At 60.4% G+C, this 12,996-nt stretch carries 13 protein-coding genes; 1 reads left to right on the top strand and 12 read right to left on the bottom strand.

Annotated features, from left to right (window positions below):
* Positions 1-61: 61 nt before the first annotated feature.
* From KPL76_RS01660 to KPL76_RS01610, 11 genes are all read right to left on the bottom strand, one after another.
* The gene (locus KPL76_RS01660) at positions 62-1,501 is read right to left on the bottom strand and encodes an ABC transporter substrate-binding protein (RefSeq protein ID WP_216334608.1); all 1,440 of its coding nucleotides are present in this window, start codon (positions 1,499-1,501) and stop codon (positions 62-64) included.
* Positions 1,498-2,325, bottom strand: a complete 828-nt coding sequence (locus tag KPL76_RS01655; RefSeq protein WP_216334607.1) for a carbohydrate ABC transporter permease — start codon at positions 2,323-2,325, stop codon at positions 1,498-1,500. The genes KPL76_RS01660 and KPL76_RS01655 overlap by 4 nt, the downstream gene beginning before the upstream one ends.
* 3 nt (positions 2,326-2,328) lie before the next feature.
* The gene (locus tag KPL76_RS01650) at positions 2,329-3,294 is read right to left on the bottom strand and encodes a carbohydrate ABC transporter permease (protein WP_216334606.1); all 966 of its coding nucleotides are present in this window, start codon (positions 3,292-3,294) and stop codon (positions 2,329-2,331) included.
* Entirely contained in the window at positions 3,294-4,529 is a 1,236-nt protein-coding gene (locus tag KPL76_RS01645; protein WP_216334605.1) for an ABC transporter substrate-binding protein, read from the bottom strand. Before KPL76_RS01645 ends, KPL76_RS01650 begins: the two co-directional genes overlap by 1 nt.
* Before the next feature lie 134 nt (positions 4,530-4,663).
* Positions 4,664-6,157: a CoA-acylating methylmalonate-semialdehyde dehydrogenase gene (locus KPL76_RS01640; RefSeq protein WP_216334604.1), complete on the bottom strand. Its 1,494-nt coding sequence runs from the start codon at positions 6,155-6,157 to the stop codon at positions 4,664-4,666.
* Positions 6,158-6,180: 23 nt separating this feature from the next.
* Positions 6,181-7,101, bottom strand: a complete 921-nt coding sequence (locus KPL76_RS01635) for a carbohydrate ABC transporter permease (RefSeq protein WP_216334603.1) — start codon at positions 7,099-7,101, stop codon at positions 6,181-6,183.
* A complete protein-coding gene (locus KPL76_RS01630; protein WP_216334602.1) occupies positions 7,098-8,438 on the bottom strand; it encodes a sugar ABC transporter substrate-binding protein in 1,341 nt (446 codons plus the stop codon). Before KPL76_RS01630 ends, KPL76_RS01635 begins: the two co-directional genes overlap by 4 nt.
* 13 nt (positions 8,439-8,451) lie before the next feature.
* Positions 8,452-9,288 (bottom strand): carbohydrate ABC transporter permease, encoded by an 837-nt coding sequence (locus KPL76_RS01625; RefSeq protein WP_216334601.1) that lies wholly within the window; start codon positions 9,286-9,288, stop codon positions 8,452-8,454.
* Positions 9,288-10,328: a zinc-binding dehydrogenase gene (locus KPL76_RS01620; protein WP_216334600.1), complete on the bottom strand. Its 1,041-nt coding sequence runs from the start codon at positions 10,326-10,328 to the stop codon at positions 9,288-9,290. The genes KPL76_RS01625 and KPL76_RS01620 overlap by 1 nt, the downstream gene beginning before the upstream one ends.
* A 5-nt stretch (positions 10,329-10,333) precedes the next feature.
* Entirely contained in the window at positions 10,334-10,990 is a 657-nt protein-coding gene (locus KPL76_RS01615; RefSeq protein WP_216334599.1) for an orotidine 5'-phosphate decarboxylase / HUMPS family protein, read from the bottom strand.
* A gap of 135 nt (positions 10,991-11,125) precedes the next feature.
* Complete coding sequence (locus tag KPL76_RS01610; protein WP_216334598.1) at positions 11,126-12,130, bottom strand: GDSL-type esterase/lipase family protein; 1,005 nt, start codon at positions 12,128-12,130, stop codon at positions 11,126-11,128.
* A 149-nt stretch (positions 12,131-12,279) separates the two neighbouring features.
* Here KPL76_RS01610 and KPL76_RS01605 point away from each other — a divergent pair, with 149 nt between their 5' ends.
* On the top strand, positions 12,280-12,594 hold the full coding sequence (locus KPL76_RS01605; protein ID WP_216334597.1) for a hypothetical protein: 315 nt from the start codon (positions 12,280-12,282) through the stop codon (positions 12,592-12,594).
* A 174-nt stretch (positions 12,595-12,768) separates the two neighbouring features.
* Here the strand turns inward: KPL76_RS01605 and KPL76_RS01600 are convergent, their stop codons facing one another.
* A complete protein-coding gene (locus KPL76_RS01600; protein WP_216334596.1) occupies positions 12,769-12,993 on the bottom strand; it encodes a hypothetical protein in 225 nt (74 codons plus the stop codon).
* Positions 12,994-12,996 lie beyond the last annotated feature (3 nt).

Here is a 12,996-nt window from a genome sequence, read left to right as displayed (position 1 = left end):
GGAATGTTTGATGCATGTTTAGTTTATACATAAATCATGTTCATATTGACAATATTTACGGTCAGCCTCGAAACGGGGTGCGCAGATTCAGGCCCGTGGTGCGAGACGGTCTGAACCCGGTCAACCGGGTAGACCACGCGCTCGGTTGCTTTCGATGACCAAGGGGAGCGATCGGCACCTGTTCGGCGCACAGGCGCTGGGCCGTGGCGAGCAAGTCCCGCTGGAGATCACGCGGAGCGATGGAGGCTTGGTCGAAAAGCGATTCGAGTTCGTCTGCCACGGGGTCCTGCCAATGACAGTATCCGCGAGCCCAGGTGCGTCCCAGATACCAGCGGAGGACGAACTCACCGTCTACCCCGTACACGCTCGGGTCACCCGAACTGAGTAGGAGGTCGTAGTCGCCCGCGGGCACCTCGGCCGAGAAAAGATCGGCGGTGTGGGCGACGGTGACGGTGACATCGATTCCGGCTCTGGCCAGCTGGCTGACGACCGTATCGGCGTTCGCCTCTACCCAACTCGCGCTCGAGACGGCAAGACGCAACTCGAGGCCGCTGCCGTATCCTGCGGCGGCTAAAAGTTCTTTCGCGGCCGTGACGTCGGACTGCGGGTACATGGGGCAGGGTGCGTAGTCTGCGTGCCACGAAGGAAGCAGCGAGTCGGCCGGCACCAGATCGCCGCCATTGGCATGCCGGGAAAGTCCGTCGCGATCGAGCGCGTGAACGATCGCCCGCCGCACCCGAACATCTTTCAACCGCTGGTCGGCGCAATTGAACATAAGCCACAAAATGTTCTGGCTCTCTTGGCGACCAAACTCAAGATCAGATCGCAGGCTGATCCGCGACTCTGATGTCGGCGACGGGTCTTCGATGGCGTCGAACTCGCCTCCCAACAACCCATCGAGCCGCTCTGAGGCGTCAGGGCTTGCTCTCAGCGTCAGCAGAGGACGCAAGCTCGCTCCGGGGTATGTCTCTGCAGGTTCGAGTGCGACGGTCGCGCTGCTCGCTTCGACGATGCGGTACGGACCGGTAGCGGGCGCATACGCGCGCCGCAGACCCGAATTTTGCCAGTGTTGCGGAATGACGCGCACTAGGGCCAGACGTTCGTCGAGAAGCGGCATCGGTCCTGCGGTGTGCAAGCGCAGCGTGCGTTCGCCGACAGCAAGGGCATCCCGCACGGCCCGAAGCGACTCTCCGAGAAGCTGACCTTTCTCGCCCGTGGCCTGCACCATGGTGCGCACCGCGGCGGCGGCGTCTTCGGCAGTCACCTCTGTGCCGTCATTGAAGAGAGCATCCGGTCTGAGAGTGAGTTCGTACTCGTGCTCACCCACGCGAACGAGAGTACCTTCGGCCAAGCCGCCGTCGAGCCGCCCGGTGGCTGGGTCGCGACGGCGAAGCGTGTCGTGAACGTGATCGAGAACAGCGACCCCGCCCGACGTCGCCGCGTCGTAGGGGTCTAGAGTGCCGATGGTGTAGGCGAGACCGCCCGAGATGTTGTTCGTCATTTCACGCTGCCTTCGGTCAGGCCGCCGACGAGATGTTTCTCGACGAACAGAAACAGAACGACGACCGGGATGATTGCGACGAGCGAGGTTCCAAACAGGTACTGCCACTGAATGTTGTCTCGCCCGATGAACTGGGTGATTCCCACCTGCAGAGTCTTCTTGTCTTCGCTGCTGATGAGGGTGAGGGCCACGATGAACTCATTCCAGCCCGCGATGAATGCGTAGATGCCGGCCGTCACGAGTCCAGGCCGGATGACCGGCAGCACGATCGTCCAGAGTGCCCGGATTCTCGACGAGCCGTCCATCCACGCCGCTTCTTCAAGCGTCGCAGGAACGGTTGAGATGAACCCACGCAGCAGCCAAATTGCGAATGACAGGTTGAATGCGGTGTTGATGATAATCAGCGCCGGCAGGCTGTCGAGAAGTCCGAGGGTCGCGAACTCCCGATACAGGCCGACTATCAGCGCGATGGGGGCCAGAATTTGCGCGATGAGAATGAAGAAGAGATAGCTGCGGCGGCCGGGAAAAGTGAACCTCGCTGTCGCATACGCGGCAGGAACCGCGATCAGCAAGACGAGAACAGTAGACACCCCGGCGACGAGAAGCGAGTTCGCCAGGTACTGCGCAACGGGTGCCGCAGTCCACATGTTGATGTAGTTGCTGAAGTCCCAGTTCTTCGGGAAGAGAGTTCCCGGAACGGAAACGAGTTCGCTGCTCGGTTTGAACGAGGTAAGCAGCATCACCAGATAGGGACTGAGAAGCAGCAGTGAGAGCGCGAGCGCGATGAGGGTGAGGGCTACGGACGCCAATTTCGACTTTGTCATCGATTACTCCAGTCTCGCGCGGCGCACGTAGAACGCGACACACACTCCGATGATCAGCACGTTGAATACAGCCATGGCTGCACCGGCGCCGATGTCGCGATCGGTGAGGAAGGCGATCTTGTACATGAAGGTGATCGTCGTGTCGTTCTGGTAGCCCGGGTTGCTCTTGTTCAGCACGTAGATGATCGGGAAGGAGTTGAAAATCCAGATGGAGTTCAGCAGTACGGTGACCATGAGCGGTCCCCTCAGCAGGGGAAGTGTGATGTGCCGGTAGGCCTGCCAACGACTTGCCCCGTCGATCTGACTCGCTTCTTTGACCTCTTCTGGAATGCCCTTGAGTCCTGCGAGCACCGCGAACGAGGTGAAGGGGAGAGAGATGAAGACGGCGGTGAAGATCATCACCGGCATGATGGTGCGCTCGTCGCCCAACCAATCGACCGGCGCATCGATGATATGGAGGCTCATCAGAAAAGGGTTGAGCACGCCATAGTAGTAGTTCAAGATCCATCGGAACCCGATCGCCGTCATGACTACCGAGGTGGCCCACGGCACGATGAGCGCGATGCGAAGCAGACGGCGGCCGCGGAATTCCCTGTTGAGAAGTTGGCCCATCGGAAGAGCGAGCAGCGTCGTGATCGCGACGCCGCAGACCACCCAGATCAGAGTGTTGATCAACACTCGAGTGAGGTCGGGATCGGAGAAGATCTTCTCGAAGTTCGCGAATCCGGCCCAACCTTTCACGGCGCCCGTCAGCGAGAACTTCTGGAATGCCGCCCGCAGTGTCTCAAATAGGGGATAGACGACGACCGCAACAACGAGCGCGACGCTAGGCCCGATCCACGCCAGCAGAGACAACGTCCGCAAGCGGTTGGGGGAGTTGCGTCGTTTTCGTGCGGCACGACTGGCCGGAGCCTGCTGACCGGGCCGGGTTGCGGCCCGGTCAGCAGGCACTCTGACGGTTGTCGACATCAGTTCGCGGTGGCGACAGCTTGGATCTGGGAAAGGATGTCCTTGGGATCTTTGCCGCTGACGGCGAGCCCCAGCGAGTTCTTCATCTCGCCGAGCACCTTGTCCCAGTTCGGCTCTCCGACGGGAGCGAAGCTGGCGGACTGTAAGGCGGTGATGTATGGCCCTGCAGTGGGGTCAGCGGCAAGCTTGGCCTGGAGGTCGGTCGTTACCGGCAGCAGGCCCGTGTCGCTGATCAGGGGTGCGTAATTCTCCTGCGCGAGAGCGAAGTCCAGGAACTGTTTGACGGCGTCTTGGTTGCCCGGCTTCTTGAACCCCATGATGTAGTCGGCGATCGCGAGGCTAGTCGGCTTCACTCCGGAAGCGGAGGGAAACGGTGCGGTCGCATACTTTACGCCGTTGCCCTTCATGCGCTCGTCGAGCGCGCTCTGGCCAATCACCATGCCGGCGGTTCCTGACTGGAACAACTGCCAGGTGCCGTCGACGCGACCAGTGTTACCCGGGTTCACTTCGGTTGCTCCGTCGGCGGTGAGCTTGTTCAGAAATTGTAGTGCGGTGACGTTCTCGGCGGAGTCGACGGTCCACTTGCCGTCTTTCATGTAGGCGCCGCCCATGTTGAACATGAAGGTGGAGTAGTCGATGTGCGGCGCTTCGGGGCTCAGCGACAGGGCGAATCCTGCTTTTCCTGGCAGAGCAGAGATCTTCTTCGCGTCGGTGGCCAGCTCGTCGAGTGTCGTCGGAGGCCCTGAGATTCCCGCCTGAGCGAACAGGTCGGTGTTGTAGAACAGGGTTGACGCGCTCCCGACGAAGGGCAGCGCGTACTGGGTGCCATTGTAGGAACCCGATGTCGCCAAGTTCTGGGGGATGTTCGTGGCCAGTGCCGAGGTCTCGATGTCGCTTGCCGGGTAGAGCAGGTCATCGGCAGCATACTGCGAGAACGAATCGAGGTTGAGAATGTCGGGAATCTGATTCGTCTGAATCATGGTGCTGACCTGCTGGTGAATGTCGCTCCAGCCGATGACCTGGAGGTCGACCTTGATGCCGGTCTTCGCGGTGAACCGCTTGGCTACATCGGTCCAATAAGCCGACGTGTTGTCGCTGTACTCTGCGGCGACGAACTTGATCGAGCTGACCGGGGCGTCGGTCGCGGAGGGGCTGCCAGCCGAGCACGCCGAAAGTGCGAGCATCGAGGCTGTACCGATGGCGGCTACCAGCGCCACCTTGGTTGTGCGGAACATCTTTTCTCCTTTGAAGAGCCAGAGGTTGCCCTGAGCTTTAGATACTCGGGTCGGATTACTAGGTGAACAAACAATACAAAAAAAATGATCGTTAGAACAGAAATGAAACATGAATGTTACATTGGCGACCGCGGTCAGCCGTTTACGGGAAAGCCCAAATTGATTCCCGTGCCAGCGCCTAGTGGCCAGCGCGAGGTGACGACCCTTGCGCGAGTGAAGAACTTCACGCCGTCGGCACCGTGAGCGTGCGAGTCGCCGAACAACGAGTCCTTCCAGCCACCGAAGGAGTAATACGCAACAGGCACGGGCACTGGCACGTTGACGCCGACCATGCCCACTTCGATCTCGTTCTGGAAGGCGCGGGCGGCTCGGCCATCGCCGGTGAAGATCGACGTGCCATTGCCGTACGGATTGCTGTTGACGAGCCGGATCGCTTCCTGCAGTGTGTCAACCCGGATAATCAGCAGAACCGGCCCGAAGATCTCTTCGGTGTAGATCTTCATGTCGGTCGTCACATGGTCGAACAATGTGGGGCCGACGAAGAACCCCGTGCTGGGCGCGTCAACTGAGATCTCTCGGCCGTCGACGACGAGTGTTGCGCCTTGTTCGATACCCGAGGCGATTAATCCGGTTACTCGCTCCTTCGACGCCGCCGTGACGAGCGGGCCCATGTCGCAGTCGCGACGGCCGTCCCCTGTGCGCAACGAGCGGGCGCGCTGAGCGATCTTTTCGGCGAGCCGGTCTGCAATCGGCCCGACCGCGACAACGGTCGACACGGCCATGCACCGTTCGCCCGCCGACCCGAAACCGCCATTCACTGCCTCGTCTGCCGCGAGATCGAGGTCGGCATCAGGCATCACGACCATGTGGTTCTTCGCGCCACCGAGGGCCTGAACACGCTTGCCGTGCGCGCTACCCGTCTCGTAGACGTACCGGGCGATCGGCGTAGAGCCCACGAACGAGATGCTCTTGATGTCGGGGTGCGTCAGCAGAGCATCCACAGCGACCTTGTCGCCATTGACCACGTTGAACACTCCATCGGGAAGCCCTGCCTCGGCCCACAGTCGAGCGATCCAGACCGCCGCACTTGGAACCTTCTCCGAAGGCTTGAGTATGACGGTGTTGCCCGCCGCGATTGCGATGGGAAAGAACCACATCGGCACCATGGCAGGGAAATTGAACGGGGAGATAATGGCGACGGGGCCGAGTGGGGCGCGTACAGAATGCACATCGACGTTCGTCGAGACGTTCTCTGAGAACTCGCCCTTCACGAGTTGCGCGATGCCGCAGGCGAACTCGACGACTTCTTGACCGCGCGATACCTCGGCGAGGGCGTCGGAGAGGATCTTGCCGTGTTCGGCTGTGATCAGTGCCGCCAACTCAGGCTTTCGTTCGTTCAGGAGTTCCCGGAATCTGAACAGGATGGCCGTGCGCTTTGCCAGCGACGTGTCTCGCCAGCCCGGGAATGCGTCGGTTGCTGCCTGCACGGCCAGCGCGACATCCCCGCTCGATGCGAGAGCAACGTTCCGGGTGACGACTCCTTCTGCCGGATCAGTCACCTCGGCCGTGCGAGTGTCGGTGGCAGTGTACTCGGCACCGTCAATCCAGTGGGGAACGGTCGTATACATGGGTCTCCTTCGTCGATAGGGAATCAGTTGGCTCTTTGGATGGTGCGCAAGATGGGAAAGGAGATGAGAAAGATGATGATGAGCATGACCGTTGCTATCGCAGCGCCCTTCCCGACTTCGAGATAGGTGAAAGCGTTGAAGTAGGCGAACAGGTCGAGCGTTTCGGTGGAGTTTCCCGGCCCGCCACCGGTCATCACATAGATCGTGTCGAATCGGCGGATGGCGTCCATCGTGCGGAACAAGACGGCGAGCAGGATCATCGGCTTCAGGAGCGGCAGGGTGATGTTCCAGAACATCCTGAAACCGCCCGCGCCGTCGACTTGCCCGGCTTCGAATACCTCGCCGGGTATCGAGCGCAGCCCGGCCAGCAGTATGACGACGACGAACGGGGTAGACAGCCAGACATCCGAACCGATGACCGCAGGCATCGCTGTTGCGGCATCACCAAGCCAATTGACGGGGCCGATTCCCACCAGGGAGAGAAGGTAGTTCACCATTCCTGAGTCGGTGTTGAAGAGCATCCGCCACATCAGCCCGACAACCACCGGAGTAGTCATCATGGGGATCAGGTAGACCGAGCGCAAGAACTGTGCGCCCTTGAACTCCTGGGAGAGAAGCAGAGCGATGCATGTGCCAAGCGAAACCTGGACGACCACCGTCACGATCACCTGGTAGGCAGTGAGCAGCAACGCGTGCCAGAACGCCCCGTCGACCATCAGGTCGAGAAAGTTCTGTAGGCCGACGAAGGTCGCGCCAGCCGGATCGCCTAGGTTCCAGTCGAGCAGGGAGGTGTAAAGCGATAGCGCCAGCGGTACGGCCGTGAGCAGGAAGAGCAGCGCGAACGGTACCCCAATCAGCAGATACCAGGTCGTGTTGTCGTCTCGCTTGAGAAACCCGGGAGCTAGCGGCACTGGAGCCCGCTCCCGGGTCAGTTGCGTCGTCACTGAACGATCTTCTTCACTTCGTCGTTGGCTTCATTCATCGATGTCTCGATGTCGGATTGATCGCTCAAGATCTTCGACAAGGCGAGTGACAGTGCTCCGCGAATCTGGGTGCCCTGGGGAATGACGGGGGAGTAGACAGAGTTCGCGTGGCCGATGGCGTCTTTGATCGCGGCAAGATATTCAGGGTTGTAAGCCTTCTGCACGTCGGGGTTCTCGAGGACGTCAGAACGCGCCGGTGAGCTCTTACCTGAAACGGCTTGCCCGACTGCGACGTTTTCGTCGGTGAGGTACTTGATCAGTTGCCAGGCGGCTTGGTCGACCTTGGTGCCCTTGACCATCGAGAATCCCCAGACTGCGCCCGCGATGTAGTTGTCGCCTTCACCGCTCAGGGCGGAGTATCCGACATCCCCGGCGATCTTCGAGGCCGAAGGGTCTTCAAGCGGGGGGCCTACGGGTGCACCATCTATCCACATGGCCGCTTTGCCTTGCTGCATGGCGGACTGCGCCTCGACGTAACCGTAGTTCGCTGAACCAGCCGGCCCGTAGTCGACCATGAGCTTCTTGTACTGTTCCGTGGTGGTGATGGCCTCTGGCGTGGTCAGTACGTCGTACTTGGCGTTACCGTCGTCGCCCAGCCAGCGCCCACCATTGAGGAGCCACATCATGATCCACGAGAAAGAATTCTCGTTGCCTTCGCGAGTGCCGCGACCGACGAAGCCGGCCTGGCCCTGGTCGGGCTTGTTGAGTTTCTGTGCGGCTGCCACGATGTCGGTCATCGTGTGCGGCGGGTTTGCTGGGTCGAGGCCGGCGGCGGTGAACATGGACTTGTTGTAGTAGAGAAGGTCAGCACCGACCTGATAGGGCATGGTATAGGACTTGCCATCGTTTTCGAGCGACTTCAAGAGCGAGGGCTGAAAGCCCGCTGTGTAGCTCGCCGGTGTTGCGGTCGCGTCGCCCAGGTAGCTGTCGAGCGGGCTGATCCATTGCGATGCGACTAGCGTGGGCAGGTTCTTCGCTCCTGCCTCGATCACGTCGTACTGGTTCGAGCCACTTCCCAGCGACAGCGCGAGCTTCGCGTCCATTCCGGCTTCGGGTACCAGTTCGACGTTGACTTTGATGCCGGTCTGCTCTTCAAACTTCGGCACGTAGACGTCTTTGAGTTCTTTGGTCGAGCCGGTGTCGATCATCAGAATGTTGACGGTCTGGCCTTTGACGTTGTCGGGGGAATACGTAGCCGAACTACTCGACGCCTGGCCAGAGCATCCTGAAAGAGCAACCGCTGTGAAGGCGGTGAGTGCGATTGCGGTGCCCCGCAGAACAGCTTTGTGGTGTCGCATGGATGGTGCTCCTTTACTTGATAGCTCCTGCAGTAAGGCCTCGGACGAGGCCCTTTTGGGTGAAGATGGTGAAGACGAGCACGGGGAGTACGACGAGGATCGACGCGGCAGACAGCTGCCCCCAGTTGACGCCGGTGGAACTGATGAACCCCTGTAGTGCGACCGGTGCTGTACTGGTGTTCCGGCCTGCCAGAACGAGGGGGTAGAAGAACTCGTTCCACGACATGATGAACGAGAAGATGGCGCAGGTTGCGATGCCCGGCCATGAGGAAGGCACGATTACACGGAACAGTGCCTGCACTCGCGTGCATCCGTCCATCCGTGCCGCTTCTTCGAGTTCGACGGGGATCGACCGGAAGTACCCGGACATGATCCATGTGACGAAAGGGAGCGTGATCGTCATGTACACGAGCACAAGGGCGAGATAACTGTCGAGCAGACCGAAGAATCGGAACATGAGAAAGAACGGAAGAGCAAACCCCATGGCGGGTGCCATTCGCACCAGGATGATCCACGTGCCCATGGTTCGTGTCACTTTGCCCGTGGTTCGGGCCAGGGTGTAGCCGGCTGTGATACCGAAGAGCAACGACAGCGCAGTGGTGGCGATCACGACGATGATGCTGTTCTTGTAGGCGGCAAGAAAGTCGCCGCCGCCGAGTACGGCCGTGAAGTTTTCGAACGTCGGGGTGAAGATGAACAGCGGGGGTGATGCGAAGGCATCGGATGCCGTCTTGAGCGAGGTCGAGAGCAGCCACAGCAGCGGTAGCAGGCTGCTCAGCACAATCACCCAGGTCAGAACGATGCCGGCTGATCGCAGCGGCGTCGGGCGGGAGCGGCGGTGACCCGCCACTACGGAGTAACCTGAACTTTTATCGCGTTGTTCGCCGGATTCGTCAGAGTGTCGAAGGCCTCCTGAGCGTGTGCAAGATCGAACTGGTGCGTCAGGAGGGCGTCGAGGTTGATTCGGCCGGCTGCAACCATATCGATGGCAACCTGGGTCTCGTCATTCGCGCCGGTGCAGCCGATGATCGTGATCTCCTTGTGCAAGATGGGTAGCAGATCGACGGTGACGGTATCTTGCACTGCACCGAAGAACATCACTCTTCCGCGCTTGCGCACGGTGTGGATCGCCTCTTGGTAGGTTGCATCGATGCCGACCGACTCGATCACCACATCTGCGCCTTCGCTTCTGGTCAGGGCTCGGACCTCGTCTCGCACTGACTGCTCGACCGGATTCACGATGACATCGGCGCCCAGTGAGCGTGCAACCTGCAGGCGGTGAGGGGAGGTGTCGCTGACGATGATCCTGCCCGCCCCGGCGAGCCGCGCCCCTTGCAGGATGCATAGGCCAAGTGTGCCGGCGCCGAAAATCACCACCGTGTCGCCGAGCAGAATGCCTGATCGGTTGATGACATGCAGCGCGTTCGAGAGCGGTTCGATCATCGAGGCCTGGCTGAAGGTGACGGAGTCGGGAACCCGAAAGACTTGCTTCTCCGGCACGGCCGCCAACTCCGCCATGGTGCCCTGTTCGAAACCGCGCAAGCTGGAGCCGATCACCCGTTTGCGGTCGCAGATCGAGATCAGGCCCTGCGAGCACGGCACGCACTCGCCGCACGAGACCTGGGGGTCGATCGTCACACGATCGCCGACGGACACCCGGGTGACACCCGCGCCGACGGCGACCACGTCTCCCGCGCCTTCGTGCCCCATAATGAGGCCGTCACGCCGGGCGGTTCCTTCTGAATCGGTGAAGCCGTGCAGGTCTGACCCGCAGATGCCGGAGGCACGAATGCGGATGAGTACCTCATGCTCTCCGTGCTGTGGGTCGGCGAGATTCTCGGTGACCAATACTTTTCGACCGGAATCACGCCGGATGACTGCTGCCTTCATCTTCTCTACGCTCCTTTGCTTGCCGACTGTGTCTGGGAAATGAATTCTGCGAGGACTGCTTCGGTGTCTGGTGCTGAAAGCAACGGCTCGCCTTGTACGATCACGCGGGCTCCAGCCTTGACGGCCGCAATACTTTCCGCGATGTCATACGTTGCATAGCTGACAGGAACATCGACCGAGCCGACGACATCGCTAAGCAGTTGGATGGGCGAACCCTGGGGCTGGCTGCGTTTCTGGTCGACTCCGAAATGCACCATCAGGTAGTCCGCACCCAACGAAGCGAAGTGCTGTGCTTTCCGGAGGGTGTCTGTCGTGTTGAAAAGGTCAACGGTGACGTCAATACCGAACCGTTTTCCCGCGGCAATTGCCTCTGCGACTGTCTCTTCTGGTGCTAGCGCGGTTACCGTGATGTTGCTGGCTCCCATGTCCTTCGCTGCCCGGATGTACTTCTCGGGGGCCGCCACGATCATGACGTCGAGCAGCACGTATGTGCCGACGAGTTCGGGCATGAGTTGGCGCACACCGTTCAAGCCTTCGAACTCGATGAGCGGTTTGCCAAGCTCGATCCAATCCGCGCCCGCTGCCCGGGCGCTGTGAATCAGTGGTCGGGCAGCCCCGACGGATGTCACGTCGATTGCTATCTGAACGAGAGGTGTGCTCATGGGTTCGTTTTTCCCCTTTACTCTTCGTCGCTGAATACCGCAGGTTGATCGGTAGTTGATCAAGTATTACACAGAATGTGTTCATGTAAACATTCAATGTGTGTACATCACCACGTTTTGTTCTGCGCTTGGCGGTTACGCGAGTAGTGCACCCAGGCGCGGACCGAGCCGGCCTGCCAGCACCTTGTAGCCTTCTGGGCTGGGGTGCAGCCCATCTTGCAGCAGATGCGCTTCATCGACGTCGAGAACATCCAATCCGTCGATCAGAAAGAGATTCGCGTCACCGCGACGTTGTAGCTCGATGACGACATCACTCACAATGGTGCGGATCTCTCTCAACGTGAGCTGGTCGTCGTTCAAGCGGTTTTCGCGCTCGGGTGATGCGATGGGGGAAATGATCACGAGTGGCGTGTGCGGATGCCCGTCGCGAACGGTCGCCAGAAAGCCCTCGATCGTCGGTGCGAGGGTGCGGCGCGGGTATGTCGAGGCGCCCCAGACGTTGATGCCCAGGCAAAGTGAGATCAGGTCGGCTGGTGTATCGCGGATGTGCCGCGCGACGACGGGATCAAGGTGACACTGCCCGGCGAAGCCGAGGCTGGTGAGCCGCAGGTCTTCATGTGCCGAGACGAGGGCGGGCCAGGTCTCGCTCGGACCAAGTGCTTCGCGACAGTGCGTGATCGAGCTGCCGTAAGCGATCCAGTGCGGGCGCGAAGTGAGGGGGCTTTCGGCGTACTGAGCGTCGCGAAGGGTCAGGGTGCCGAGCTTCGAGTCTCCGAAGTGCGGCAACCAGACTGTGATGTGTTTGCGATCGTGGCCGAGGCCGGTTGCAGAGAGCGTTCCTTCGCCGACGACCAGCTGGCGATGTATCCGCACTCCGTCGACGCACACATCGAAAGGCGCTACGGCGCCGCTGAGGCTCGCGGGCATCGTCACGTCGACATCGAGCGCCAGCTCAGAAGCGTCGGTGATGAGATCCAGTCGTACCCCGGCCGCCATGTCGGCCATCTGGGTGAGCTCAGGATGAACGATCAGGCCCTTCCTCGTGATCGGTAGGCGGCGCGGCGTCAGCCAGTTACCTTCGGCGACCAGCTCAGCGCACCCCTCCACGAGAATTCTCGAATCGTTGGGCATAAGTTCCATGTCAATGGCCTTCCGTGTGGGGAATGTGAGGAAACGAAGTGACGCGGAGGATGCTGTAACATCAGACATCAGATGTAATGTCTGCTTCCGAGCCTACGCCGTAATTTTGAGGGCCTGCATGCACGAAGCCGAAGGGTGAGGCCGCAACCATGAGCGTTCTTATTCACGGCGTTCGAAAGGCCGATTCCGACGGGATAGTCGAGGACTTCTGGTTCGTGTCGGAGCAATCCCGTATCGTCGCAACCGGAATCGGCGACCGCTGGCGCTCGCAGTATGGCAATGTCGCTGACCAGCACGACATGCCCGGCCGTATTGTCACGCCAGGGTTCATTGACATTTGGTGGCGGATATTCGTCCGAAGACGGCCCGTCTACAATCCGAACGGGCCTGGCAACGCATCGCGCACACAGCACTACCCGAACGGTGATCTCTTTCGTTTCTGGCGACCTTCCGGCAACGCTTAACCGGCTCGTCACGGTAGCCCGTTTCGTTGAGGAAGATTCGCTCATCCTCGGCTCGCATCTCGAAGGGCCGTTCCTTGCTTCCGCTAGGCGGGGTGCGCATGCGCAGAAATATCTCGCATCACCCGACGCGGACACGGTCGTCACGCTGCTCGAAAAGGGCGGCCATACTCTACGTCAGGTGACGTTCGAGCCGGAGCTGCTGCGGGAGTAGCTCCCGCGCTCGTCGCCCGTGTATTCGGGCCGGTCGAGAAGGTGTTCCAGGTGGTCGTTTGCCCGGGCGAGATCGGGACTGTGCCGAGTGGGGAGCGTCAGCATCTCGAGTTGGGAGCTGGTCAACGGCTGGGTGAGTCCGTGATCGATGTCAGCGACAGTCCCTCTGCCGGCAGTGTCTTCTTCCATGAT

Origin of the sequence: Subtercola sp. PAMC28395 (assembly GCF_018889995.1) — a bacterium.
GTDB lineage: Bacteria > Actinomycetota > Actinomycetes > Actinomycetales > Microbacteriaceae > Subtercola.
This window is presented reverse-complemented; position numbering and strand designations above follow the sequence as displayed.

Bases quoted from the DNA above. Each gene is read 5' to 3' on its own strand.
- KPL76_RS01640 (WP_216334604.1), bottom strand. From the start codon at position 6,157: ATGTATACGACCGTTCCCCACTGGATTGACGGTGCCGAGTACACTGCC.
- KPL76_RS01610 (WP_216334598.1), bottom strand. From the start codon at position 12,130: ATGGAACTTATGCCCAACGATTCGAGAATTCTCGTGGAGGGGTGCGCT.
- KPL76_RS01630 (WP_216334602.1), bottom strand. From the start codon at position 8,438: ATGCGACACCACAAAGCTGTTCTGCGGGGCACCGCAATCGCACTCACC.
- KPL76_RS01620 (WP_216334600.1), bottom strand. From the start codon at position 10,328: ATGAAGGCAGCAGTCATCCGGCGTGATTCCGGTCGAAAAGTATTGGTC.
- KPL76_RS01645 (WP_216334605.1), bottom strand. From the start codon at position 4,529: ATGTTCCGCACAACCAAGGTGGCGCTGGTAGCCGCCATCGGTACAGCC.
- KPL76_RS01605 (WP_216334597.1), top strand. From the start codon at position 12,280: ATGAGCGTTCTTATTCACGGCGTTCGAAAGGCCGATTCCGACGGGATA.
- KPL76_RS01660 (WP_216334608.1), bottom strand. From the start codon at position 1,501: ATGACGAACAACATCTCGGGCGGTCTCGCCTACACCATCGGCACTCTA.
- KPL76_RS01600 (WP_216334596.1), bottom strand. From the start codon at position 12,993: ATGGAAGAAGACACTGCCGGCAGAGGGACTGTCGCTGACATCGATCAC.
- KPL76_RS01650 (WP_216334606.1), bottom strand. From the start codon at position 3,294: ATGTCGACAACCGTCAGAGTGCCTGCTGACCGGGCCGCAACCCGGCCC.
- KPL76_RS01615 (WP_216334599.1), bottom strand. From the start codon at position 10,990: ATGAGCACACCTCTCGTTCAGATAGCAATCGACGTGACATCCGTCGGG.
- KPL76_RS01655 (WP_216334607.1), bottom strand. From the start codon at position 2,325: ATGACAAAGTCGAAATTGGCGTCCGTAGCCCTCACCCTCATCGCGCTC.